General features: G+C 43.5%; 26 protein-coding genes. 13 read left to right on the forward strand and 13 right to left on the reverse strand.

Annotation, left to right across the window (positions count from 1 at the left end):
- Positions 1–137 precede the first annotated feature (137 nt).
- Complete coding sequence (locus tag R7E42_RS21200; RefSeq protein ID WP_206970798.1) at positions 138–1013, reverse strand: LysR family transcriptional regulator; 876 nt, start codon at positions 1011–1013, stop codon at positions 138–140.
- A 154-nt stretch (positions 1014–1167) separates the two neighbouring features.
- On the opposite strand from R7E42_RS21200, the gene R7E42_RS21205 reads away from it, so the two are divergent.
- The 3 genes from R7E42_RS21205 (at position 1168) to R7E42_RS21215 (ending at position 3079) form a co-directional block, all read left to right on the forward strand.
- Entirely contained in the window at positions 1168–2136 is a 969-nt protein-coding gene (locus R7E42_RS21205; RefSeq protein WP_258470045.1) for an aldo/keto reductase family oxidoreductase, read from the forward strand.
- Between the two features lie 9 nt (positions 2137–2145).
- Complete coding sequence (locus tag R7E42_RS21210; RefSeq protein ID WP_005385161.1) at positions 2146–2550, forward strand: GlcG/HbpS family heme-binding protein; 405 nt, start codon at positions 2146–2148, stop codon at positions 2548–2550.
- 148 nt (positions 2551–2698) lie between these two features.
- Positions 2699–3079, forward strand: coding sequence for a hypothetical protein (locus tag R7E42_RS21215; protein ID WP_031780944.1), 381 nt, complete (start codon positions 2699–2701; stop codon positions 3077–3079).
- 108 nt (positions 3080–3187) lie between these two features.
- Here the strand turns inward: R7E42_RS21215 and R7E42_RS21220 are convergent, their stop codons facing one another.
- Entirely contained in the window at positions 3188–3520 is a 333-nt protein-coding gene (locus R7E42_RS21220) for a helix-turn-helix transcriptional regulator (RefSeq protein WP_031780945.1), read from the reverse strand.
- A gap of 141 nt (positions 3521–3661) precedes the next feature.
- Here R7E42_RS21220 and R7E42_RS21225 point away from each other — a divergent pair, with 141 nt between their 5' ends.
- The 3 genes from R7E42_RS21225 (at position 3662) to R7E42_RS21235 (ending at position 6427) form a co-directional block, all read left to right on the forward strand.
- Positions 3662–3973, forward strand: a complete 312-nt coding sequence (locus R7E42_RS21225; RefSeq protein WP_031780946.1) for a hypothetical protein — start codon at positions 3662–3664, stop codon at positions 3971–3973.
- Between the two features lie 722 nt (positions 3974–4695).
- Complete coding sequence (locus R7E42_RS21230) at positions 4696–5853, forward strand: amino acid permease (RefSeq protein ID WP_005385167.1); 1158 nt, start codon at positions 4696–4698, stop codon at positions 5851–5853.
- A gap of 232 nt (positions 5854–6085) precedes the next feature.
- Positions 6086–6427 carry a hypothetical protein gene (locus tag R7E42_RS21235; RefSeq protein ID WP_080276968.1) on the forward strand — a complete coding sequence of 114 codons (342 nt, stop codon included), beginning with the start codon at positions 6086–6088 and terminating at the stop codon, positions 6425–6427.
- Between the two features lie 144 nt (positions 6428–6571).
- Here the strand turns inward: R7E42_RS21235 and R7E42_RS21240 are convergent, their stop codons facing one another.
- From R7E42_RS21240 to R7E42_RS21255, 4 genes are all read right to left on the reverse strand, one after another.
- Positions 6572–8443, reverse strand: a complete 1872-nt coding sequence (locus R7E42_RS21240; protein ID WP_025768473.1) for a methyl-accepting chemotaxis protein — start codon at positions 8441–8443, stop codon at positions 6572–6574.
- A 436-nt stretch (positions 8444–8879) separates the two neighbouring features.
- Positions 8880–10244, reverse strand: coding sequence for a YjiH family protein (locus tag R7E42_RS21245; RefSeq protein WP_017635848.1), 1365 nt, complete (start codon positions 10242–10244; stop codon positions 8880–8882).
- 455 nt (positions 10245–10699) lie between these two features.
- Entirely contained in the window at positions 10700–11371 is a 672-nt protein-coding gene (locus R7E42_RS21250) for a YoaK family protein (protein WP_225496299.1), read from the reverse strand.
- Between the two features lie 153 nt (positions 11372–11524).
- Positions 11525–11926: a GFA family protein gene (locus tag R7E42_RS21255; protein ID WP_025768472.1), complete on the reverse strand. Its 402-nt coding sequence runs from the start codon at positions 11924–11926 to the stop codon at positions 11525–11527.
- A gap of 200 nt (positions 11927–12126) precedes the next feature.
- Here R7E42_RS21255 and R7E42_RS21260 point away from each other — a divergent pair, with 200 nt between their 5' ends.
- Both R7E42_RS21260 and R7E42_RS21265 read left to right on the forward strand, forming a co-directional pair.
- Positions 12127–12756: a hypothetical protein gene (locus R7E42_RS21260; protein WP_318072978.1), complete on the forward strand. Its 630-nt coding sequence runs from the start codon at positions 12127–12129 to the stop codon at positions 12754–12756.
- 124 nt (positions 12757–12880) lie between these two features.
- Positions 12881–14164, forward strand: a complete 1284-nt coding sequence (locus R7E42_RS21265) for a peptidoglycan DD-metalloendopeptidase family protein (RefSeq protein ID WP_025768471.1) — start codon at positions 12881–12883, stop codon at positions 14162–14164.
- 106 nt (positions 14165–14270) lie between these two features.
- Here the strand turns inward: R7E42_RS21265 and R7E42_RS21270 are convergent, their stop codons facing one another.
- Both R7E42_RS21270 and R7E42_RS21275 read right to left on the reverse strand, forming a co-directional pair.
- Positions 14271–16091: a putative bifunctional diguanylate cyclase/phosphodiesterase gene (locus R7E42_RS21270; RefSeq protein WP_005375494.1), complete on the reverse strand. Its 1821-nt coding sequence runs from the start codon at positions 16089–16091 to the stop codon at positions 14271–14273.
- A 183-nt stretch (positions 16092–16274) separates the two neighbouring features.
- On the reverse strand, positions 16275–17162 hold the full coding sequence (locus R7E42_RS21275) for a LysR family transcriptional regulator (protein WP_005385181.1): 888 nt from the start codon (positions 17160–17162) through the stop codon (positions 16275–16277).
- A 105-nt stretch (positions 17163–17267) separates the two neighbouring features.
- Here R7E42_RS21275 and R7E42_RS21280 point away from each other — a divergent pair, with 105 nt between their 5' ends.
- The 3 genes from R7E42_RS21280 to R7E42_RS21290 all read left to right on the forward strand — a co-directional run bounded on the left by R7E42_RS21280 (position 17268) and on the right by R7E42_RS21290 (position 19253).
- On the forward strand, positions 17268–18461 hold the full coding sequence (locus R7E42_RS21280; protein ID WP_017821607.1) for a multidrug effflux MFS transporter: 1194 nt from the start codon (positions 17268–17270) through the stop codon (positions 18459–18461).
- A 176-nt stretch (positions 18462–18637) separates the two neighbouring features.
- Positions 18638–18985, forward strand: coding sequence for a hypothetical protein (locus R7E42_RS21285; RefSeq protein ID WP_005375501.1), 348 nt, complete (start codon positions 18638–18640; stop codon positions 18983–18985).
- A 133-nt stretch (positions 18986–19118) separates the two neighbouring features.
- On the forward strand, positions 19119–19253 hold the full coding sequence (locus R7E42_RS21290) for a hypothetical protein (protein WP_017635854.1): 135 nt from the start codon (positions 19119–19121) through the stop codon (positions 19251–19253).
- 127 nt (positions 19254–19380) lie between these two features.
- On the opposite strand, the gene R7E42_RS21295 is transcribed toward R7E42_RS21290, so the two are convergent.
- The 3 genes from R7E42_RS21295 to R7E42_RS21305 form a co-directional block, all read right to left on the reverse strand.
- Positions 19381–19995: a glutaredoxin gene (locus R7E42_RS21295; protein WP_256896122.1), complete on the reverse strand. Its 615-nt coding sequence runs from the start codon at positions 19993–19995 to the stop codon at positions 19381–19383.
- 43 nt (positions 19996–20038) lie between these two features.
- Entirely contained in the window at positions 20039–20896 is an 858-nt protein-coding gene (locus tag R7E42_RS21300; protein WP_256896121.1) for a DMT family transporter, read from the reverse strand.
- A gap of 465 nt (positions 20897–21361) precedes the next feature.
- Positions 21362–22333, reverse strand: coding sequence for a porin (locus tag R7E42_RS21305; protein ID WP_005375535.1), 972 nt, complete (start codon positions 22331–22333; stop codon positions 21362–21364).
- Positions 22334–22942: 609 nt separating this feature from the next.
- Between R7E42_RS21305 and R7E42_RS21310 the strand changes: the two genes are divergently transcribed.
- On the forward strand, positions 22943–24001 hold the full coding sequence (locus R7E42_RS21310; protein WP_213901302.1) for a porin: 1059 nt from the start codon (positions 22943–22945) through the stop codon (positions 23999–24001).
- A 221-nt stretch (positions 24002–24222) separates the two neighbouring features.
- The gene (locus R7E42_RS21315) at positions 24223–24837 is read left to right on the forward strand and encodes a fumarylacetoacetate hydrolase family protein (protein ID WP_017635857.1); all 615 of its coding nucleotides are present in this window, start codon (positions 24223–24225) and stop codon (positions 24835–24837) included.
- Here R7E42_RS21315 and R7E42_RS21320 read toward each other — a convergent pair.
- Both R7E42_RS21320 and R7E42_RS21325 read right to left on the reverse strand, forming a co-directional pair.
- A complete protein-coding gene (locus R7E42_RS21320) occupies positions 24834–25145 on the reverse strand; it encodes an AzlD domain-containing protein (protein ID WP_042521501.1) in 312 nt (103 codons plus the stop codon). The genes R7E42_RS21315 and R7E42_RS21320 overlap by 4 nt on opposite strands.
- Positions 25145–25855: an AzlC family ABC transporter permease gene (locus R7E42_RS21325; RefSeq protein WP_054578691.1), complete on the reverse strand. Its 711-nt coding sequence runs from the start codon at positions 25853–25855 to the stop codon at positions 25145–25147. Before R7E42_RS21325 ends, R7E42_RS21320 begins: the two co-directional genes overlap by 1 nt.
- Positions 25856–25921: the final 66 nt, after the last annotated feature.

The raw sequence follows: 25921 nt of genomic DNA on the forward strand, positions 1-25921 counted from the left end.
CACTCAAGAAGAAAAAGTGGATCAAGTGCGGAGAGTCACACTTGATTGTCAATGGGGGACTGGTGAACGGTTACGCTCTTACTAACTGGGGTTGGCCAGATATTCGCTCGGTGTGGTCTGCGGATTAACTGCCTTAGTTATATAGCAAAGTGCTGCTTCACGAATTCAATGAAGGCTCTGGTTTTCGCCGATTGATAAATGAGCTGCGGATACACCAAGTACACCGCGTTGTGCTGGTGGTCGGTTTCTTCCGATAAAACCTGCACTAGACGGCCGTGCTCAACGTCTTGTTCGACAAAGTAACTTGCTAACCGAGCAATGCCATTGCCAGACAGGGCTGATTCTTTGAGTAAGCGGTTTTCATTGCTTGAAAGCCAACCTTGGGTTTGAACTGTTCCCGTTTTTAACGGCCACTCTTTTTGATGCAATGTGGTTAAGCATTGATGCTGTTTTAAATCCGCTAACGTCTCCGGCGTACCTTCTTCTTGCAGATAATGAGGAGAGGCAACCAGCCAGTGGTGGTAGTCCAAAAGGTGATGAGCAATCATATTCTCTGGCGGCGTTCTTGTCGCTCGAAACGCAAAATCAACGCTGGTTTCCGTCAGATTAAACGCTTGATAGCTAGAAAGAATCTCGAACTCTACGTTTGGATGTAAAGCGCGAAACGCTACGCACAAATCATGCAGCACCGCTTCAGCAAACATCTTGGGAGCGGTAAGACGAATCAGACCGTCTATTTGTTCAGATCGCTGACTTAAACTCTTTTCCATTTCCATTACGCGGCGTTTGAGATCTTCTGCTTGTGCAAAGATCGACTCACCCTCTGCCGTCAATCTCACGCTGCGTGTGGTTCGAACAATCAAAGGCGTGGCGAGTTCCGATTCCAATCGCTTGATTTGTTCCGACAGGTAACTTTTAGAAATGCCAAGTTGCTCCGCTGCCCTAGAAAAGTTGAGTGTTTGAGCCACTTCAGCAAACAGCATCAGTTTTTCGATTCTCTTATAATCTGCCATCTTGATTGCTCGTCTTTATTGTTCGCTTTAATTGTTCGGTAGCGAGGATAATGAATTCGATTTTACGGTATTAAACTAATTTTTACGAACGGTAAGATGGTTCGAGTTAACTTAAGAAATTGAAGATGCAGAAATCGGAAAAGTGAGAATAACGATGAACAATCCAACACTACCGCTCGCCAAAACCTTACCTAACGTTAGCCGCTTGGTCTTCGGCTGTATGGGACTTGGAGGGGAGTGGAATCGCAACCCATTAACCGCCCAAGATGAAAACCAAGCTTATGCCGCTGTCGAGGCAGCATTAGAGGTAGGCATTAATCTCTTTGATCATGCGGATATCTACAAATTCGGTAAGGCAGAAGAAGTGTTTGGGTGCATCTTAGCCAATGACTCAACCTTACGAGAGCGAATTTATCTGCAATCCAAGTGCGGCATCCGTCTAGGAGATGAGCAAGGTGTTAAGCAGTATGACTTTTCTGCTAAATGGGTGATGGCTTCTGTTGAGGGCATTCTTGAGCGCCTTGGCGTGGAAAACCTTGATGTTTTGATGCTGCATCGTCCTGATCCTTTGGTTGAATTTGAAGAACTGGGCACAACGCTAAAAGCCCTGAAACAAGCTGGCAAAGTTAACCACTTCGGTGTTTCTAACATGAACAGTGCTCAAATTGACCTTCTTCAACAAGCAACGGGCGAAGTTGTTGTGGCGAACCAGTTGGAAATGAGTCTGGCTAAGTCTGAGTTTATTAAGCAAGGCATGGGGCTTCCTTCGTCGGAATCTGACTACGTTGCGGGAACACTGGAACATGCCCGTAAGCATAATATCCAACTGCAAGCGTGGGGCAGTATGGCGCAAGGAAGATTCTCAGAGCGTGGTTTACATTCTGATGATCACAACACCAGACAGACGGCGGAGATGGTAATGGCGCTAGCAGCTGAATATGGCGTGTCGTCTGAAGCGATTGTTTTAGCCTTCCTGACGCGTCATCCAAACCAAATTCAGCCTGTTATTGGTACTGCAAACCCACAGCGTATTCGCGCTTGTGCTCAAGTAGAGAACGTCACGCTATCACGTAGCCATTGGTATGGCTTGTTCGAGAAAACCCTTGGTCATGAGATCCCGTAGGAGAGAAAAATGAAATACGTACAAGTTCAAACTCTGATTCAAACGGCATTGGAAATTGCGACTGCTCGCAAGCAAAACATTGCGGTTGCCGTGGTTGATACACATGGAGAATTGCTCGGTTTTGCCCGAATGGATGATGTGAGTGTGCAAGCAGGTTTGTTGGCACAGAACAAAGCTTACACCTCGGCTAGAGACCGTCAGCCTAGTGGCAATCTGGGCGCTTGGGCTCGTGAGACAGGTAAGCAGTTGAGTTATTGGACTGACCCAAAGATCACTGGCTTTATGGGTGGTGTACCTGTAGAACAAGAGGAGAAAGTCGTCGGTGCAATTGGCATTAGCGGTTTGGCTGAGCAAGATGATGAAGCACTTGCGATGGAAGTATTAAACGCGCGTGAGTATAACGTTTATCAGTAGGTGTGATGCTTTGTCCAGCTTTGTACTCACTGTAGGGACTCAAGTTCACAGGCTTCGTCGAGTCACAATGCTATCTAATAGCCTGAAGTAAGCAGAAGTTGAAATCGCGAACTATGATTAATTTATTTGAAAGCTTTGAGGCCTAAATATGTTTCATAGGGTATTCGTTTCGCTATTTTTTGTTCTCCTCTCAGGCTGTGGTACGAGTGACAGCGCGTTAAAAGAGAGCGGTTATGATGAAGCTTATATCCAAGGCTTTCATGACGGTCGGCATAGTGGTATGCAAGAGGCAGGGAATGATTTTGAACACTATATTAAGGACGAAACAAGGTATCAAACCGACTCAGATTATCGACAAGGCTGGGATGCTGGTGAGGTAGAGGGTAACAAGTTACAAAAGCAGGCGACCGCGATAGGACAAGGCATGATTGATAATTCATATGAAGAACGTGATGTCTTTGATCCTGATAAAGTGGCGAAAGATGCAATAAAAGGCGTTGATACATCGGAATTGAAAAGCCTAGAGTAACGGACTGATATAAAGAATAAAACTCGTCATTTGACGAGTTTTTTTGTCTAAACGATTCATGTTTCAACGCTCAACAGGGCATTCATCGTTTGGGTATGAGCAATGTCGTTAATCACCTTTCTTGTTCTTTTGTTCAAGGACTAACGATAATAGGCGAACGAGCAGGGACTGAGCTTCCGGTGAGAGCAATCTCGCCACGGCCGTTAGGTCATTTGCTGTGACATGCTGAACATCACGTACATCTAAAGCAATATCTAGGTCAGTCAAATGAAGCGAACGCAATATGGCACGATATTGTGAGAGTTTAAGATCGGACTCTCCGCGCTCGATCCTTTGATATGTTTTTACGCTCATTCCAGCGATGTTTGCCATTTGCTCACGGGAGAGGCCATTCGATTTTCGTCTTGCGATCAGTGCTTGAATTATAGGGTCTACCTGCATGTGCTCTCCTGAAAGGACAGTTTTGACCTAAACGGAGCAAGAAGTGGACCAGTTTAACCACCACATATTTACCTGCTTTGCAATCAGTATAAAAATAACTGTCTTATAAAAACGTAAATATTTTAGTCAGTTATTAACTCAATGGAAAAGTATCAATCATACAAATCAATAGAAACGAAAGCTTCTATTCGCAAAATGCAACGCATTTTAGATCATTTACTTAGTGAAATTGATCAGCAACATCGTGAGACTAAAGAGAATGTTGTGACACTGATTCAACAGTCACAACAGCGATTGATGAACTACAAAGAGCTTTACCTTCACAAAGAGTCGATAAGTGAAGTAGAGCTGCGGGTGGCGCATGAAAATATGAGTGAGACTGAGAAGCAGGTCGCCGATATGGGTATTCCAGTGTTAACTTATATCATTGGTGCGCTAGATAAAGCGTATTAACACAGCCGTAAAGTCGGGCGATACAAGATTTATGCAATTTCGATCAATTGATGACATCTAAAAGAAAGGATGCAAATGCTGGGGAACCACACCCAGCATTCGGACACTCATTTACCTATATTTTCGAACCGTAAATCAGTGTTTAGAGGTATGTGAACCGAACGTGTCGGTACGCAGCGAATAATAGCGATATTGTCCGATCTAGGCTACGTCCTTGGAATCTAACACCTTCACTTAAACTGTAAATTAATCTGTACACCCAGCCAAATTGAGCCATTGAGCACGTTCTGCCTTCTCTTTAAGCGATAAAAGACTAATTAGTGACGAAAAAAACAACACATCTTAGGTAAAAGATAAGAGTTGTTAAAATATATCGCTATAAGATTGACCTTTTGCTTTTCAATCGTCCTGCTTATGCCTTACAATCTTTTCGAACCAAATCCATTCATAACGAATGGGGTTGATGAATTAAGATGAACAATTTTGCTTCGAACCCAAAGTTGCGCACATTTCATCAACGATGACATCGCCAAAAACGACTCTCAAGTGTTCATGTGCAAATGATTAACCACCTTTTGTTGCATGTTTTCTTAGCCATACAGGGCTCTTGTAACATAGTGCTCTTGTAACCAAATTTTGACTAAGTCGGAGCGTTTTGTTGTGTGCTTTAGCTAAAGCACAACTGGCGAGAAATTAACGGATTGAATTTAGAGGTATTAACCGTGAACCTAAAACTTGTCGGCAGCTCCCTGATCGTTGCAGGTACTGCTCTTGGCGCTGGTATGCTTGCTATACCAATGGTGCTTGCTCAATTTGGCCTCCTTTGGGGCACTCTTCTTATGTTGTTCATCTGGGCTGGAACGACTTATGCTGCGCTGCTCCTTCTTGAAGCCAGTTGCAAAGTAGGTGGTGGTGTGAGCATGAATGCAATTGCTCGCGAAACGCTTGGTAAAGGAGGCCAGTTGGTAACCAACAGCTTGCTTTACGCCCTGTTAGTTTGTCTATTAATGGCTTACATCATTGGTGCGGGTGATCTGGTACAAAAAGTAACAGCCTCAATTGGGCTTCCAACATCCACGATCGCAAGCCAAGTCGGTTTTACTCTTTTAGTTGGTATCATTGTTTCGGCAGGTACAGGGGTAGTAGATAAGCTTAATCGCGGTTTGTTCCTAGGCATGATCGTAGCGCTGATCCTGACACTTTTTGCGCTTGCACCAAGCGTCTCGTTTGAAGGACTTGATGAGGTTGTGAGCGACGATAAAATGGCACTTATCAAAACCAGTTCGGTGCTTTTCACCAGTTTCGGTTTTATGGTCGTGATCCCATCGCTTGTAACTTACAACAAAGAAGCGAGTAAAACACAGCTGCGTAATATGATTATCGTGGGCTCAACTATTCCGCTTGTTTGTTACCTATTATGGTTGTTAGCGGTTGTCGGCAATCTACCACCTCATGAGCTTGTTCAATACTCCAACGTAACAGAGTTGATCTCGGTACTAGGTCAGCAATACGAGGGCTTAGAGTTCATCCTATCCATGTTTACTGGTTTGGCACTGCTAACGTCGTTCTTAGGTGTTGCAATGGCGCTATATGATCAAAATGCAGACCTACTGAAAGCAAGTAAGCCAGTGATTTTTGTTACTACTTTTGTGCTACCACTATTAGGTGCTGTATTTGCGCCAGAACACTTCCTAGCTATTCTCAGCTACGCGGGGATTATTCTTGTGTTTCTCGCGGTCTTTGTCCCATTATCAATGACCATGAAAGTGCGCCGAGTGCCGGTAGAAGATGACAATATTTATGAAGCTGGTGGCGGCGCAATGGGAATGAGCATGATCTTCCTATTCGGCTGTTTCTTGCTGTTTGCCCAAGCAGTATAAAATCACGCTAGCTTATTTAAAAACTGAGCCGCTCGTAGTCAAACGGGCGGCTTTTTTGTATTCATAGCCGAACCCAGGCCACTCGAAGTCATCAGCATTTGTGATGTTTGACGTTTCTCTGATAATCACGGTTAGCGCTGACTTTTTAGTAAAACTCCTTAGCGAAAGGCTGACATGTACAGTGATTCACCCTTCTATTATATCGATGTTGATATGAATAAGAGGCTCTGTTGTGTCAAAGCAATTATCTTTTGCCATGGTTGGCGTTATGTTGTCTTTAGGTGTGTTGAGTACAGAAGCGGTGGCTGACCCGAAGCATAAGCATGGACATCGGTACGATCACCATCATGCTCATCACCACCATCATAAACACAAGCGCAAGCACAAGCATAAACACAAACATCGTGACGTTATTTATGTGGAGACCAGACGACCAAGGCGCAGTTACTATTACCATGACCGAATTCCTCGGAATAGTACCTACATAAAGATTGGAGATTTCACTTATCTAAAAGTGGACGACCGTTATTATCGCCGTTCTAATGATCGCTATATCCATGTCGAGTTCAATTAAACTTGAAAGGGCACATAGTCGGCGTTCTTGTAATGTTGAGCTTAATAGCAACAACATGGCACATGTAACATCGACCAATACTAGGGTTGAGGGTTAAAAACAAAAACAGCGAGCCGGTGCTCGCTGTTTTTGCTTAGATGAGTGTTAGACAGTAAATCTATTTAAGATTTGATCTTGTTTATGTACATCTTCTTGTTGCGCCTGCATCGCGTCGTTGGTTCGATTTGCCGATTCGGCGACTTGAGTCGATAGGTCTTTAATATTCACCGTATTGTTGTTGATCTCTTCAGCGACAAGGCTTTGCTCTTCCGCTGCTGAGGCAATTTGCAAGTTCATATCGGAAATACGCTGAATCGCGTCACGAATGCGTTGTAACGCACTATTTGCTAAACCCGCTTTTTCAACGGCCTCTATAGCACTACCTTTGCTTTGATGCATGGCATTTGCCACAGATGAAGCGCCAGATTGTAGTTGCTCAATCATAGTACGAATCTCTGTTGTCGACTCTTGAGTACGTTGTGCCAGTGTACGTACTTCATCTGCAACAACGGCGAAGCCTCGGCCAGATTCTCCCGCACGTGCAGCCTCGATTGCGGCATTCAACGCGAGTAAGTTTGTTTGGTCCGCAATATCGTTGATGACTTTTAGAATCGTTTCGATATTGGCGGTAGCAGATTCCAACACTTGTACTTCTTCGACTGCAAGGTCAATGCTATCGGAAAGCATGTTTATCGTTTGTGTCGATTCACCAACGATAGAAGACCCCTCAACCGTTGCTTGGTCGGCTTCTTTGGCTGCACTTGCCGCACCTTGCGCATTATTAGCAACCTCTGTCGCGGTGACAGACATCTCATGCATCGCGGTAGCAAGTTGTTCTAGCTCTTGCAGCTGAGTGTGAATTGCGCCTGCCGAGTCTTTTGCGCCCTCAGCGGTGATTTGAGTTCCGTTTAAAATTTGATCAGAAATACGTTTCGACTCAATGATTTGCTGTTGTAAGTTCTCCATGAACGTATTGAAGTTTGTGGCAAGCTCAGAAAACTCTTGGTCAGTATCTGTTTCGAGGCGTTGTGTAAGGTCGCCTTTCCCTGATGCTACATCTTTAATCGCATTGTTTAGCGTGTCCAAAGGACGCATGAGAGTGCGAATCAACAGAGTTAGGGCGATAATAGATGCAATCACGGCAATGATTGAATAAATAATAGCGTTGTTACGAAGCTCTCCTACGGCAGAATAGGCAACAGCTTCATCGATCACCGAACCTACGTACCAGTTCTCGCCAGGAATGTGAGTCAGGTTAACCATGTAGCGGTTGCCATCAATCTCAACATGTTGTGCTGATTGCGTAAGTTCGATTTGCGGGAGGTAGCTACCGACCTTCTCGCCGTTATACTTACTTTGAGGGTGAGCAATGGTTGTGCCATCAGCGGTGATCAGAAATAAGTAACCAGCATCAAACAGATTCACTTGGTTGACCAGATCAGAAAGGGTAGTTAATTCGAGGTCATAAAACATACCGGCTAAAAACTGGCCATTTTCTTTTACTGGCGTACCAACAGAGATGATAACGTTTTTCGAGGACGCATCGACGTACGGATCGGTTACGACCAAATCGCCTTTGCTCTTAGCTGCAATAAACCAAGGACGCTGACGTGGGTCGTAGTCTGGACCCGCATCCCAGCCGTCGTCATTTTCAATCACAAAACCATTACTTTCATAACCAAAACCGATGGCAAGGAAGCTGCTTTTTGGCGTCGGTCTTTCAAGTATGTTTTGAACATAGCTATGTGAACTGGGATCAAGCTCAATCACTTCAGTAATGGAGCGAGCGAGATCCTTCTTTGCATTCATTTCTGATTGCACAGTGTTACCAACACTGGTCAATATCTCGTTTACACTTGAGTCGATTTGCTCCTGAGTTTGGGAGCGGATGGTCATAACTTGTTGTGTCGACAATAACGACACGGTAATTAGCAGCAAAAATGAAGAGGCTGTGACAACCTTATGTCTGAATTTCATGAGCTTTCCTCTGATTCTCCCGGTTGGTTCCACTTTGCTTTCGCCTCTTTTAAACCGAGCGAATTGGGCATAAAGAGAAACCTATTGTGTTTGGTTATATTTTTATCGACATCTTTGTCAAAAACATGAACTCATTTGTCGTCTTTTTTAACTAAATTTAAACAAACCGACAATTTACGTTAAAACTTGTGAGTGTGATCATGTTTGCGAGCTCAATTAATGAAATCGTCATAATGAAAAGAATTGCTTAACAAACAGTGGCATTAACTGGCTTTACAGGTGAGGTGATGAAAATTTTGTTGGTGCTGAAAGGTGTTTTGTTGAAGTTTTGTCTTTGTAAATTATGAGCTTTTTACTAAAAGCCTAATGTGGACGGAGTTTTAGGTATAAAAAAGGCCCCGACGATGCGGAGCCTTTGTTAATTGACGTCTCGATTTTAGAAAATAAGATGAGCAACGCCAGCAATCACAGGTAATGTGATTAACGTACGTAAAATGAAGATTACGAAGAGCTCTACAATGTTTACTGGAATTTTGCTGCCTAACAGTAGGGCACCTACTTCCGACATGTAGATAAGCTGAGTTACTGACATTGCTGCAATAACAAAACGTGTCATTTCGTTATCGATTGAGGCCGCTAAAATTGCTGGAATAAACATATCCGCAAAGCCAACAACGATTGTCTGTGATGCTGCAACAGCTTCAGGGACTTGCAGTAGCTCTAGGTATGGGATAAACGGTTGACCCAGAATTGCAAATACAGGCGTGTATTCTGCAATCACCAATGCAACGGTACCAAGACCCATAACTACAGGTAGTACGCCAAATACCATGTCGACTGCGTTGTGTACGCCTTCTTTAAATACAGACTGAACCGATGTGACTTGACCAGCACGCTTAAGAGCTAGATCCATACCCCAAGAGAATGTGGTGTGGCCTTCTGGCACTGCATCTGCGTCTTTATCTGGGTTGCTGCCGTCAATGTAGCGATCTTTCTTCAGACTAAGCGGAGGCAGGCGAGGAATGATAATCGCAGCTACGATACCAGCTAGACAGATAGCGCCGTAGAAAGGCAAAAATAAGTGCTCTAGTTTTACCTGAGCGATAACAACTAAGCTAAACGTGATCGATACTGCTGAGAAAGTGGTCCCGACAACAGCCGCTTCACGCTGAGTGTAGAACTTATTTTCGTATTGCTTGCTGGTTAGCAAGATACCAACACTTCCGTCGCCTAACCAAGATGCCATACAGTCAATTGCACTGCGGCCAGGTAGGTTGAATACCGGACGCATTATTTTACTGAGTAACGCACCAAATAGCTCCAGAAGACCGAAGTTCAAAAGAAGCGGAAGCAGTAAACCCGCGAAAATGAAAACGGCAAACAGAGTAGGTAGAAGACCAGTAAGAACAAGCCCGCCAGTGTTCTCTTCCCAAATTGCTTTTGGACCCACTTGGAAGAACGTCATTAACACGGCAGCGCCGCCGATTAAACGAACAACGAGCCAAAGTGGAGATGGGTTGAAGAGACCGTTTAAAAAACCATTACGTAAAATTGCAGCTGGCTTAAAAATTTTGCAAAGAACAGAAGCAACGGCCATGAAAGCGATGATACTGGTGACGATAGCAATCAAGGTATCGCCTAACACCGCTGGGATGACTTTTGCCATCACGGCAACGGGAATGGTTAGGCCGCCATCGTAAGAGATCGGAGCCATAAAGAGTAGAAGACCAATTAGGGAAGGGATGAAAAACATCCAAAAGTTGCCCTTAGGAGCTTCAGTAGCATTAGTGGTGTTATGCATAGTTGTCTCGTGTTACTACTAGTCAATACTTGCCATTTCCATGACATAAATATTCACTAAACATCCGTATTTAATCACAGTTTTGCGGAGGGTACCCGCAAACTGCATCCATTGCAATACTATTCATTAAATACATCTAGTTATTCAGCCGATTTGTCGGGTAATTGGTCAAATAACGTCTAAGTGTATGCGAATATGTTGCTTGTGTTAGAAAATTGTAGCACGAGAGGCGAATTGCGCAGTGAATTATGGGGCGCATTGTGACTGGAATAATAAAATGGTAAACAAATGTGATTTTGATCTAACTAACTTCTTTGCCAGAAATTCAGTTAGCCTTATCTATTCTAAGGTTTTTAGTGGTGTCAAAATACCGTTCAGCGTTTCTTGTACCGTTGCAGTGTGAACCTATTGAGCCAAATCCGATTGAAGCATGTCGCTTCAATCGGATCGAAATTTTATGCTTTTTGTTGACGGCTAAGTATGTATAGGTAACTCCAGTAAATCAGAGCCGTAGAAAAAGCCAATATTGCTGGGAAAACCAGCGTATATAAACCATATACCATAAATAGAGCCCCTCCCGCGACGCCGCCAAACAAAAAGCCAAAGAAAATGAATAGGAATAATTTTGCTTTACGTCGGTCAAATTGACGACCTCTCAAGCTCTCTCCAATCATAATCCCTAGATCGGTGATGATTCCGGTCATATGTGTGGTTCTGACTACTGCGCCGCTAAACGTGGTGATCATGGCGTTTTGTAATCCACATGCTGCTGATGCTAGATATTGGCCGTACAAATCCCCTTGCACCAAAAAGCCCAAGCTGAGTAAGAGCAAGCTCCCTTCTATGCACAGTGCAACACCATATCTTCGCCCTAGTTTTAACGCACTGCTTTCAATAAAAAAGCCGCTAAAGGCAGCGCCAATCAAAAAGCTAAATACGATGAAGAGCAGGTGAATGGAGCTATCCACACCTGTTAGCAAGCTGTTCCCTAGCTGAGTTACGGTTCCCGAAAGATGAGTTATCGCTTGGTGTTGAAAGCCGAGAAGACCAACGGCGTTGACGCAGCCCGCGAGAAGAGCTAGTAGAAACGCGCCATATTCCACCCAACGAGGAAGTCTGGAAATCACAATAAACCCCCACCAAATATTAGGAGCCGATTATAGCGCTCACACCGAGTTACGAAACCCTTTACAGTAAAACTCGATTGATCATTCTCAAAAAAATCTCACTTATAGGGCGGTTGTCCGAGCCAAAGTAAATACGTGAACGCGGATTGCTCGCTAGCAGATGTGTTCCGTTGTGCATTCGAAACTCACCCACCCGTGTTTCATTTGTTCATAGACTGAAACGGTAGGTTGGTGGAACTCTTTATCGGTAAATAGACCGACGGGAATGATCATGATTTCTGGGTATGCAGCAACGAACAACCTCATTGTCGTGCCGCAGGATGGACAAAAGTCATACTGAACCTCACTGCCATCATCGCCAATTCGGGTATAGCTAGTGACTTCACCGTTTAAAGTGACATGCTCTTTTTCAAAGCGAGCTTGTACCCCAAAAACACTGCCAGTTCGTTTTTGGCATTCGAAGCAATGGCAGACAGACGTGTGGGTGGGCTCTCCCTTACAACGGATCTCAACTAAACCGCAGGCGCACTCGCATGTATGAATGGTTTTTGTCATCGTGATTACCTATTTGTCCCAATACACCAATAGACCTAGAGCACAGAGCTTATGTCACTGGCTCGTTATGAGCTCTGGACTTGAAACTATTTGGATACAATCAGTTTAGTTTAATTTTGAAACACTTGAAGAGGTGAAATCATTTGGGTATACAATGGTATACTCGCTTTTCGTTTATACCTTGAAACAAGGAAGTCTTCATGACTCACAAAAAAATCCTGCCGATACCACTTATTCTACTTATTCCAATCGTTTTATTGGTTGTGGTTGTGATCGCGGGTGTTTATCGCTTTAGTTTGTCTGATGACGAGATCATGGCTAAGTTTCCTCAAACAGAAGTAGAAACGAACGTTATTGTGCAAGAGACGCTTGGTATCACTGCACGTAATCCTTGGACGATCCAAGTCCCCGAGCAGGGTGCGGTCACTTTTCTTGATGAGTGGGATAAAGAAAACGGCTATTTGATAGGTGGCTATGATGCAGGTGCGACGAAAGGTCAGGTACTTGTTCCAACTGCGTCGATTAGCCAGCGTGAGATTGAAGGTGTTTCATGGGTTGTTGCACCGATGATTGTAACGACACAAGGTAGCGGTTCGTTTAACTATGTTGGCTTGTTCAAGTTTGACCCCGTGCCGAGCCGAGTTGTCCTTTTAGACAGTATTTTTGTTGGTGACCGCGTGAAATTTACTCAGCTCGAATGGAAAAGTGATACAACTATCACGCTTTCATATTTAGCGCACGGTGACGATCAAGCAATAGCAGACACGCCAAATCAATTCAATTCATCCACATTACAGCGTGTAGGGAATAACTTACATATGCAACAGTGATGAATTTTTTTTGAGTTCTGTAAAAATTCAGTATTTTCTGCGCTAGATCTCGAAATTTCCTAGTGATTTCTTATTCGGGAATGCATAAGCTATGAGCCTTGTTTGAAAGGAGATAGTAATTCCCGTGTCTACAAATGAAATTACAAGACGGTTGCCGAATCTGACAAGTCGTAGAGCGCTGCTGTTATACTCCTTGCCAGTTTTAGTTGCGATTGGTGTTTCTCACTCTCTCAAAGAGTCATCTTTAACCAAAACCATCGCATTGAACCTACCTGAATCTCAGGTCGTTGAAAAAATTCTTGATGCGACAACTGCCGAAGTTGTCACTCCCCCGAACTTCGAATATCAAATCCAAGCAGGTGACAACCTAAGCACTATTTTTAGTCAGCTCGGTTTCGGTTACAGCTCGTTAATGAAAGTAATGGAAACGGATTTGAACTACTTGGCACTTGATACACTTAAGCCGGGCAATACGCTCCGTTTCTGGCGTGATGATGCGACAGGCGAGTTAGCGAAAATGGAACTGCAATTTTCTATTGCAGATAAAGTGGTCTACAAGCTGAATAGTGATGGTAGCTATGACTTTACTGATATTTCCATTCCTGGCGTGTGGAGCCAAGAACCTTTAGTTGGCGTTATTCAAGGCAGTTTTTCTTCTTCTGCGAGTCGTTTAGGTTTAACGTCGGCGGAAGTGAGTCAAGTCGTAAGCTTACTCAAAGAACAACTTAACTTTGGACGTGATCTTCGTGCAGGTGATCGATTTGAAGTTGTTCGCCGCTCACAAAGCATCAATGGTGTACCAACAGGTAAGAACGAAATTGAGGCGATTAAGATTTATAATCGCGGCCGCGAGATCACCGCTTACCTTCATACTGATGGTCAATTCTACAATGCCAAAGGTGAAAGCTTACAGCGCGCATTCCAGCGTTACCCTGTAAGTAGTCGTTGGCGTATCAGTTCTGGCTTCAACCCTAATCGTTTACATCCAGTAACGGGGCGTGTTGCGCCGCACAACGGCACTGACTTTGCTGTACCAACCGGTACACCAGTCGTTTCTACTGGTGATGGTACAGTGATCATGACTCGTAAACACCCTTATGCGGGTAACTACGTGGTTGTTGAGCACGGCAGCAAATACAAAACCCGTTACTTACACCTAAGTAAGATTTTGGTGAAGAAAGGGCAAAAGGTTTCTCGAGGCCAGCGTATCGGTCTTTCTGGTAAAACAGGTCGAGTGACTGGGCCACACCTTCACTATGAGTTGATTGAATACGGCCGTCCAGTTAACGCTATGCGAGCAAATATCCCAATGGCGAGTTCTGTTCCTAAGAAAGAGATGGCTACTTTTGTCGCGAACAGAGATGAAATGGATAGACTATTACGCGATAAAGAGAAAGCAGTGCTGTAATAAAGTACTTCGCTTAAAAAACAAAAAGAGACTAAGCATAGCTTGGTCTCTTTTACTTTGTGCATTAACTAGATTTGAATTCTATGACAGCAGTCTGTTCAGTACGTTAGGCACTCCGCACTTCACGTTCATTTATCAGGTGTACGATTTCTTCAACACTGTGTGGACGAGAGTAAAAATAACCTTGGATGTAGTGGCAGCCCATTTCAATTAACTTTTGTAGTGCTCTATCGTCTTCTACGCCTTCGGCAATCAAATCCACATCAAGCAGCTCTGCCAATTGCGCTATCAAAAACACTACTTGTTCAGAGGTTGTATTTGAGAGCATGTTCTGCACAAAGGTAGCATCGATTTTGATGCTATCAATCGGATAATTGTGTATATAGTTCAAGCTTGAGTATCCCGTACCAAAATCATCCAGTGCGACTTTAAAACCCAAGTATCGCAACGAGTTAAGTACCATTTGTTCACGGCCACTTTGTGAGAGTAAGACGGTCTCGGTGAGCTCTATAACAAAGTCTTTTGCTTCGTGCTGATACTTTTCAACCATGTTGGTTAAGTGATTAATATAACGGTTGGAATCAACCAGCTCATACGCTGAGCAATTGATGGAGAGTTTGACTTTATAGCCTAGGTTCGCTTCGAGTTCTTGCTTTGCGATACACGCGAGTTCAATAATCCGTTCACCTAACTCGATAATCAGGCCTGATTGTTCGGCAGCTTCAATGAACTCCGCTGGAGAGATATTTCCATAGATATTGCTATTCCAACGAGTCAAAATTTCAAAGTAATTCCAGCGGTCGCTCGTGATATCGACGATCGGTTGAACCACTACATACAACTCATCGCTGTCTTGTATATCAGTACTTAGCTGGATTCGCATTGCCTCAATAAGCTGCGTCCTACGGTGGTATAAAGCACTAAGGTGTGTGTCGTAATGCTGAATCCGTGTATCGCGGTGTTTTTTACAATCTTTGAGAGCGAGACTGGCATTCAAAATCAGCTCATCGCTGTTCAACATATGTACTGGGGCACGCGCAATGCCAATACTAACGGTGAAAGAAATCCGGTTAGATTTGTCGCTGTAGCCACTTTCAATTTTGTCGAGTACTTCCTGACACACGGCTACAGGATCTTCGTCGTACGTGATGAAGGCGAATTCATCTCCTGCGACACGGAACGCATTGTTTGGCGACGACAAACTCTGTTGAATGGCGTTAGCTGTGAACTTAATGATTTGGTCGCCGATATAGTTTCCGTTGATATCATTGATCGATTTGAAATTATCGATATCAAGATACGCCAAACTGAATGGACGAGTCGCTTGCTGCGTTAATGTCTCCAAGGTATCAGCTAAACAGCTACGGTTGAGCAGTCCAGTTAGGTTATCATGCGATACCTCATAGCTAAGCTGATTAAGAAGCTTATCTGAACGTTCACTGACCCACTTTTCACGTAAGCTATGAATAATGACATTGGCATAAAATCGGTGGAAGTCGAGGATATCTTGCGCTTCTTTCGCGTGGATGCTTCGGGTAAAGGTAGACAGTAAAATTCCCAGAACTTCGCCATTTTGTGTCTTCAATGGCAGGCCAATGTAAGCTTGAATGCCATCTTCTTGAAACATCTGATCTTCAGGAAAACGCTTGTATACCTGGTCTTGATAGAAAATATGTTCGCCAATGTCTTTCGCCACTTTTTCACAGGGGGTGCCTGAAAGGTGGTAGCTTAGGTTGTCTGTAATTTTTCCATTGCTGGCGAAGGAAATGGTATGAGCCGAATGCTGAAGATGCGCAACTTCTACGACGCAAGTGCAATGGCTCTGCAAGTGTTGATGAATATCTAACGTGACTCGGTTTAGCTGAGCCGTGCCGTTTAGCTTCAATATCTCATCAATTTTGTGGAAACTGATTTGTACCTGACCCATTGAGCATTTCACCTAGCGTTGTTATTAACATATCGTGTAAGACACGACGAATTATTATTTGATATGCATCAAATAAACTATCGGTTACTAAGGCAGATTTTTCAAATTTTGTGAACGAACAAATCATTATTTTCATGTTTTTATGCTTGAACCTTTTAAAGGTTCAAGCATAAAAACGCTAAGCTAGGTGCGCTTCTCCTCTTCTAATCGTGATTTGAGATAATCGAGGAATAGCTTAGTCCGGGTATGCTGATAATCCAGCTTTGGATAGTAGGCATATACAATGGCTTTATCCGCTGTGATATCGGGCAGGATAGGGACTAACGCGCCGGATTTGAGATCATCTTTGATCATGACGTTGTTCGTCATCAAAATACCCATGCCTCTTTTGGCACCATGAAACAGCGCTTCTGGGTTGGTCGTGGCAAAGTTACCGGACAAGCTGATACGTTTGCCTCGATTTGTTTTGATTTCTCGTGAGGGCTTTTCACCCCAAATCAGGACATTATGCTCTGTCAGATCCTCAACGCATTGCGGTGTTCCATATTTTTTTAGGTAACTAGGCGCTGCGTAAAACTGTGCTTTATGTTCGAAAAGCGCTGTGGCTTTGAAACTTAGAGAGTTCAGTTGCTCTAATTCCCGGCTAATAAACAGGTCTAAGCTTAGCTCTGGCAATTGGCCTGGTAGCGTTGTTGTTAATTGAAGTGTGATGTCTGGATATTTCTCAAGAAAATCATCAAGATAATGAACTAGAAATTTAGAACCAACGGCCAGCGTTGCCCCAATTTTTAATAGCCCTGCTGGTGATTGGTTGACTGAGCGAGTTTCATCTAATACCGATTGCCATGAATCAAGCTGACTTTTTGCTCGTTGATAAAACAGCGCACCAGCTTCAGTTTGGCTAATTGAGCGGGTCGTACGTTTGAGTAGTTGAACGCCAATTTTATCTTCTAGCCATTGAACTCGCTTACTGATAGCTGAGCTGGTGGTATTGAGTTTCCGCGCTGCTGCATTAAAGCTACCTTCTTCGACCACACGAATATAACTCTTCACGCTTTGAATCCAGTCCATTGTATCTCCTTGGGAATTAATTCCTTTCCAACTTAGCTGATTATCATCTTTGAGTATCAAATATACACTGTTTGCCATCAATCTGTCACAAAGTAGGAGGAACGTTTGCGTAAAACACCATTGTTATTAGCGATGATGATCATTGCCACAGGCCAAGTTGGCGTCAGTATTTATCTTCCTTCTTTGCCATTGATTGGTCATGACTTGAATTTGCCGCAACATTCGATTCAGAATCTCGTCACGCTATTTCTCGTTGGCTTCGGTATCTCTCAGCTTTTTTACGGCCCATTGTCTGATGCGATTGGTCGTCGGCCGGTCTTTATTCTGGGGCAAAGTGTATATCTAGTTGGTACGGTTATTTGCATCGCGTTTTCGGACAACATTGTTGCCCTTGAAGCGGGACGGTTACTGCAAGGCCTAGGAGCGGGCAGCGCTTCGGTACTTGGTCGGTCAGTACTGCGTGATAGTTATGACGGTATGCAACTAACCAAAGCGCTATCTTATATTTCAGTCACTGCTTCAGTGATGCCAATTATTGCTCCGCTGTTTGGTGGCTGGATCGCTTTTCACCTGAGTTGGCATGCTGTCTTCGTGTTTGTGCTGATTTACTTAATGGCAATTTTTACACTTGGTTTATTGGTGCTGCCAGAAACGCTGCCTTATCCGAAGAGAAAATTTAAAGTAGGCGAAGTAAGCGCGAACTATTTGCGTCTGTTAACGAATACACAAGTGATTGGTAGTGCGAGCTACAACTGGCTTAGTTATTTATCGGCTCTGGTTACGCTCTCCTTGTATCCATTTTTAATGCAACAAGAGTTAGGATTAACGGCGGCAGATTACGGCTCTTTGATGATCATACCGTCAGTTGGTTTGCTGACGGGTAGCTTAGTGCTGAATTTGATCAATGCTCGTTACAAAGCTCAGCAAATCTTGCTGATGAGTTTCGCGATTGTTGCTGTTGCTGGCTTCATGTTGTTGGTTACCCCCTTCAGTGTATTTTCATTGCTGACGGCATTCACGTGTTTAAGTTTTGCCCAAGGCATGTCATTCCCAGTATCGATCAGTTTGCTACTTTCGCCACATAAGCAACAGGCAGGCGCGGTTTCTGCGTTATCTGGCTCTATTCAAATGTGTTTAGCAGGTTTGTTTGGTGGGTACTTAGTAGACTCATGGGTTACGAATCAGCAGCAGCTTGGGGTGTTTTATTTGTTTATTGCGTTACTTTCTTGCTTTGTTCTTGTACTAAGCCAATTTCGTAAAGTGCCAGAAGGGACGGTTCAAGCAGAAACTTCCATCTGAATATACTTGCAACCAGAAGGTCGGCTTTCTAAAATGCGCAGCTAAATTAAGCTAGGCCTGTTGTGTATACTGAATGACTTGGTTTGAAAGGAAGAGGGCGAACCTTGATACTTCTCTCAAGCTTGGAATACATTTCTGCCCAATGGCTATCCGATCTCTAATCGTTAGGTGAAAGAATGCAACAAAACGAATTTGAAACACTGGTAAAAGAAATTACTCAGCAAGAAAGCATGCCAAAGGCACTTGAAATCTTGAAGGCGTGTGAGGAAGAAGAAGTTGCACAAGCGGCGCAATCCCTAACGGGTCAGTTTGGCCTTGCAGAAGTTGATGGTGAGAAACGTATTTACCATATTACCACTCAAGAAGATGAGTCCGGAGAAGAGCAAGAATACGTAGAGCACGTCATGAATGAAGGCGATCACTTGATCAAGTTTGCTGCGTGGTTCTTTGAAACATTCTTTGAAATCAAACAGAAAGATACGTACGTCGCAGCGGGAAAAACATACCAACAACCTAAGCGATAGACGCTCATTTCAAGAAATCCACGAAAATCAAACTGAAAGTTAATTACAAAATAAATGTGACTGGAGTCTTGTTTTTATCTAGTTGTGGTGTAAAATTACAACATAGTTAAGTCAATACATTCAGGAGAAGGTCATGGGTAACGAACTTGGTGGTGCTTATATTGGCCAGATGATTGCAAAAGACGCGATGCACAAAGCGCTTTACGGTAAAGCGAAGAAGAAAAAAGCTTCTGTTTTTGCTCGTGTTATTAAAAAACTGGCGAAATAATTTAAAAAGCCCTGATTGAAAAATCAGGGCTTTTTGCTTTTCTCTGTTTTGTTGTTAGTAAGTAGCCAACATATTGCACAACATTGGCAAAACGCTACTCAAAGACTGATGACATTTAAATCTAGAATTACGCGGATTGGCTTGGTATCTCCACAACATTGTTAGGCACTTTATCTAGCCCCTTTGCTGATAACCACTTTTCTAAATCGTCAGCGCCTCCAATATATTTTCCATCTAACCAGATTTGCGGCACTGTTACCGGTGTTTTTTCGCCAATGATGGCTTTTACTTCAGGAATCATGCGGTATAAGGCGGCGCTGTCTTTAACTACATCATGGTACTCATACTGAACGCCAGCCTCGTCAAGTAATTGTTTGGCTTTGACACAGTAAGGGCAAGTTGCTTTACCATAAACAATGTTGCCTTTTAGCTCATCGCGTTTTACCCACTCAGCAATAACAGACTGTACAAGCACACCCCGATTCAATGCTTCTCCTTGGCTGATAACTTTCCCTTCGACAAGAAGAATGGGTGCATGCCAAGCACCAGCTTTTAATGGTTCCCACCAGTGCGATAACCAATCTTTTACTTCAAGTTCAACGGGCACATCGGCTAGTTCGTTTTCAAAAGCATCCTTTAAAATATCTTTGGTTAATGTACATTCACCACAAGGAATATTGACTTTGAATGGGCCCCAACTACCAGCCCAGCGATACAGTGTAATTTTGATTGGTTGACTCATATGGGTTCCTCATTTCCTTTCCTGAAAATATAGAACTTTTAAATTAGATTTTTCTTTCAACTAACTTTGTCTTTTTCGCTTCCCAATGCGTAATAAACGCAATAGATGCAATAATAATCGCAGCACCTAACCATAAACGACCAGGTGGCACCCAACCAAACACCAACCAACCAGCAACAACATTCAAAGGCAGTTTGGCGTGATCAAATGGTTGCACAAATGAGGCGTCTGCTACTGCATATGCTTTAACGATAGCCCATTGAGCGAGTGCTGTAAGTGCACCTGCGGCTAAAAGCACACCCCATATCGTCCACGTATCTGGCATAGTAAACGTCGGTATCGCTAACAAGATATTAAATGGTGTTATCAGCATCAATAAATAGACAACCATGGTTGATGGCGGATCGTTTACCGACATTTTTTTAACCATTAATGAATACGCTGCCCAGAAAAATGCGGCGCCAACAGGGAGCAGGGTCGCCCATGTAAATGAGTCTGCCCAAGGCTCAAGAATGATCATGGCACCAACAAACCCCGTCAATGTCGCTAACCAGCGTGCAGTACCTACTTTCTCTTTGAGTAACAAGCCAGAACCAACTGTGGCAAATAACGGGGAGGTCATGAGAAGTGCAATACCTTGCCAAATTGGAACTGGGTAAGCGAGAGCCCATAACCAAAGTTGAATCCCGATAACAGAGAGAAAAATGCGGAATGCATGCCAGCCAAAGTGTTGGGTTCTTAAAGAACGTCTAATCCCAAGTGTACGTAGGTAGGGCAGAATAACAAATAAGGCGATTGCATATTGGAATAACGCAAATGTGGTGGAAGAGACACCAAAGTTGATGCTAGCAATTTGGGCGAAGCTGTTCACTATGGCGAATGCCAAGCCAGCTGTTAGCATCCAGGACGCACCTTGAACAGGATGATGATTCAATTGAAAAATTCCAGTTTGATAGAGGTGGCGGGATCATACGTCCTATTGTTTTTCGCGCCAATAAAAAAATGCCTCCCAGAGGGAGGCGACATTACCAATTCAAAGGACGTGCCTGTTATAACAGGTACAAAGAACGAGAAGCACAAACGCTGCCATGCATTTGCATAAATAATATTGCAGAACACGTGCCAACTTTTATCTGTTTGATTTTAAATGTTTTTTTTGGTTTTTCTATGTTGTCGATTAGATCAAACGCACTAACTTAGTGAGCAATCGCATTAAAAGAGGGCAGAAGTAGGCGTCGTTACGGTCGTTTTTCATTGCTGAGCGATGCTTCGATAGTGTGAAAACTTATCGAGTTGTGTTGGGTTACATAAAAAATGGCCAGCAAAGGTGCTGGCCAAGTGGACTCGCTCTTAGGACAAGAGTGAATTAGAAATCGTAACGTACGCCTAGGCGCAGTGTATCTTCGCCTTCTGTTACTAGACCTGTTGTTGCATCTTTTGCTTCATCAAGTTGGTTGATGTAGTAAGACAGGTAAGTACGGAAGTTGCTGTTTAGTTTGTAGTAACCAACAAGCTCGATACCTTCAACGGTGTCGTACTTTGAACCGTTGTCTGGATCATTCTCTTGAGCTGTGTATAGAGCTGCAAGCGTCACTTTGCTTGCTACTTTGTAGCTTGCGACTAGCTCGTAAGCCGTAAAGTCTTCAGAGTCAGTCAGGGAACCTTGAGAATAAGTACCTGCTAGGTAAAGGTTGTCCATCGAGTAAGCGATACCACCTAGAATTTGATCTTCAGAGTTATCTTTATCTACATCGCCACCAGAGTATGCAAGACCAAAGTCGAGGCCCATTGGTAGTGAGTACATTCCAGAGATGCCGTATTTATCTTCGTTATCGCTAGAGTTTGCTTGGTAGGTTGCTTGAAGTTGTAGTGCATCAAACGCCCCACGGTATGCGAAAACGCTGTCTTGCTTATCAGACGACGAATCAATAACTTGCTGAACACCAGAGAACTCTGTGATATCCGTCATGTCAGAGATGATAACTGCAGCCATGTCTTGACGACCTACAGAGAAAGCACCGATATCAGAGTCGACGCCTGCATACATGTAGCGGTTTTTGAATTCACTCTTGCCCGTTTTTTGTTCGGCTTCGTAAACACCGAAAGCAGAAAGGCCGTTGCCGATGTCTGTTTTACCTTTTAGGTTAAGACGAGCACGGCTTTTATCTTCCATGGAACCTTCAACTTCAGCACCGTCTGAACCGATGAAGTCACCACGAAACTCAACGCGGCCGCCAACTTTTAATTCAGTACCGTCGTTTTTGTATACAGTTGCTGCGAATGATGGTGCTGATACCAATGCTGTAAGAATTGCAGTAGTTAGTGCTGCCTTTTTCATTTTCTTATTACCCTAGTTGTAATCGATGGGCTTTCTTGCCCGATGTGTTGATGACGCTAAGGTAAAGGCTGAAAATGAAAGATAGATTTCTGTTAAGTTATGATTTGATTGCACTTTTATTGCTGGCGAGAATAAGTGCCCCTTCTCATACCACTTATAAAAAGAAAGGTTTATCTTTTTTGAGGTTTTTTCCTCTCCGTTAAAGACTGTGTTTTTTTCAAAAAGTTCCTGAATTGCTTCTTGACCCTAAATGTAAGTAAACATTTCAATTTGGCAGGGAAGTTTGGCCTAAAAATAGCGAATCATCAGCTATTTGTGAGCTAACTCTCTCTAAAGCATTTCTTATTGTAAGGTTTCTATTTCTCGATTTCTTGAAGACTAAGTAAACGATTGCTTTTTAGGTTTTGTCTGAGATCTTTTCACTCGGTTGTCAGGAACTAATCAAATAAAGTGTCGGCAGTTGTTACACAAAGGTAAAACTAATCTGGTGGAAACGATGCCTCGGATAGCCTTTGTATTCCTCTCTTTGTTCATCATTTCGTTTTTACGAAAGTGAACCAAAGCCGGGTCTAAAACTGACTAACCAACTAATAAGTAATGGATTTAGAAATGAATAAAAAATTATTAGCAGCGGCAATCGCGGCAGCAACCTTCGGTACTCAAGCAGTTGCAGTGGAACTATATAATAACGATGGCACAACATTTTCGATGGGCGGCCACGTTTCTGTTAATTTAAATGGATCAGAGCAAGGTGACACGGATGTGGGTACTAACTCTCCTCGTATCAATATCTCTGCGACACAGGATTTGGGTAATGGCTTCACCGCAGACGCACGTGGTGAATGGGCGCTAAACTACTTAGACGGTGGTGAAGAGTCGTTTAAAACTCGTCTAGGTTACTTAGGTATAACACATGAGGTTTATGGTCGTGCAGTAGGTGGTACGCAATGGTCACCTTACTACGATGTCGCAGGTATTGCAGATATGCCAATCGCGTTTGCAAACGACTTCATCTATGACGATCATGGAAACCTTGGCACTGGCCGTGCGGATAAAATGCTTTCTTACCGTAATGCCATCGAGCTGGGTGAAGCGGGTGTGATCAACTTTGGTCTTGGTTGGCAGGGTGCAAACGATGATTACACGCGCAACGATGCAGGAGTTATAACTGGCGGTGCTAAATATGATGACCGTGTGCAAGCTGCGCTTTCTTACTCAATCATGGGCGCTAAAATCGGTTACTCTTACAATGGCGGCGATTTCCAGCACCCTGCATATGCAGGTAAGCACACGGCGGAATCACACGTTGTATCAGCATCTTACGGTGCGTACGGCCAAGGCCTATTCCTTGCTGCAGTTTATGGTTCAAACGAAAACATGAACTTCAGTGTAAAAGGTGACCGTTTAGAAGAAAGTGATGCGTACGAAGCGATCATCGCATACGCTCTAGCAAACAGCCTAAACTTGAGTGTTAACTATGAGATGGTGGAAGGTAAAGAGTTTAAGAGCTCTAAAACAGAAACTGCTCGTGAAGAAATGGCACTACAAGCAGAATACAACTTCACGCCTAAATTTGTTGGTTACGCGGGTTACCAATTTGACCTAAATGACGACAATGGTCGTGAAACTGATGACAAATGGGCGTTAGGTGCTCGTTACTACCTATAATAGGGTTTAGCGAGAACTATTATTCAAGCTCATTGATCTAAAGCCAGCCTCGTGCTGGCTTTTTTGTCTATTTGTTTTACAAATACTTTGCTGTTTCAATTAGATGATACAAAACTCAAAACGGGGTGAATGTCTTATTTTTTACACTAGAGGTTGCTATTTAGTGTCGTTAAGTCAATAGGTTAGATTATGATGGGATTTTTGTTTTGCAGGGAAGAATGATGAGTGTTATTCAAGTTGAAGAAAAGAAAGTAGAAGTGGGTAAAGTGCTTTGTGTTGGACGAAATTACGTTGAACATATTCATGAGCTTAATAATGCAATGCCTGAGCAAATGGTGGTATTTAATAAACCCGCAACTTCCGTATCAACAACTCTGCGTTCATTCCATCAAGAGCCCCTTCATTATGAGGCTGAAATCTGCTTTTTGATCAAGGATGGACGTTATTCAGCGGTTGGTTTGGGATTGGATCTGACCAAGCGTGGTTTGCAATCCTCGCTTAAAAATCAGGGGTTGCCGTGGGAGCGAGCTAAGGCATTTGATGGCTCTGCTGTGTTTAGTCGGTTTGTCTCTTTGGATAACATTGATATCAATGACCTTAACCTTGAGCTCTTAATTAACTGTGTTCGTGTACAAAAAGGTCACGTTAACCAAATGCTCTATCCGCCGCTAACTATCCTGGATGAATTAACCAGTTACACAACACTTCAAGATGGCGATGTAGTGATGACTGGTACACCAAAGGGCGTTGGTGAGGTACATGAAGGTGACATCTTCCTTGGTCGATTAAAGTGTGGCGATGTCACCTTGTTGGAGATTGAGTGGTTGGCGGATTAAAGCCAAATTCGCAGAATGAGAAATACCACCATACTGATAACCGTCGTTAAAAGAACATTTTTAGTAAAATAAGCGATTAAAGAAGCCAGTACGGCAGCCAGTAAAAATGGGTTTTGCACATTGACGCTGAGCTCCCCATCGGGAATGAAAACGATAGGTGCCCAGATCGCAGTCAGTACTGCGGGGCTAGCGTAATTGAGTACTTTTTGAGTGCGCGTCCCTAATCGCAATGGCAGCTTGGGTTCTAAAAACAAGTAGCGGCTGGTGAAAACAAGTACCGTCATCAGTAAAATAGCCAACATGATCATTAGCGTTTCTCCTTTACTTGTTCCACAAAGTAACCAGTAAGCATGGCTAAAATGCTCGAAATCATCAAACTTCCCTCAATTTGATAATAGGTTAGGGCAACCGAGCTCACCAAAGCCACAAGAACACTCGCGAGCACCGCTGCATTTTTAATAGTCGGAACTACAATTGCGATAAAAGTTGCGGCCACAGCAAATTCCAAACCCATTTCGTTCAGTTCAGGGATTAGACTTCCCGCAATAATGCCCGTCAATGTCGCGACATTCCAAAACAGGTAAAAACTCAGACCAGCCCCAAGTGCATACCAGCGATTAAATTGTTTATCGGAATGGTGGCCTACAATCGCAAACAGCTCGTCAGTAAGTAAGAAGCCGAGTGATAATCGCCATTTTAGAGGGAGCGGTGCAATTTTACTGCGCATCGATACACTGTAGAGGAAGTGTCGAGAGGTGATAAAAAACGTTGTCAGTAACATGGTCACTAGACCTGCTCCCGTTTTAATCATTCCCATCGCGACGAGCTGTGCAGAACCTGCGAACAAAATGGCGGATAGTGCTTGTCCTTCCAAAGGGTGAAGCCCAGTATCAATTGCGAATGAGCCTGCGAGTAAGCCCCAAGGGAGCACTGCGATACTCAGAGGCATCATCGCAAGTGTACCTTGCCAAAATAGCGTGGCTTTTGATTCTTTTTGTAACGGCAAAGTGTGGTCCATAGTTTCTTCTTATTTATTCCTAAATCAGATTACCAAGATAGCTCGGTAGTCGCATAACGCCTTGTA

The sequence above is a fragment of the Vibrio sp. Vb1337 genome (genome assembly GCF_033338715.1).
In the GTDB taxonomy this organism is placed as follows: Bacteria; Pseudomonadota; Gammaproteobacteria; order Enterobacterales; family Vibrionaceae; genus Vibrio; species Vibrio alginolyticus.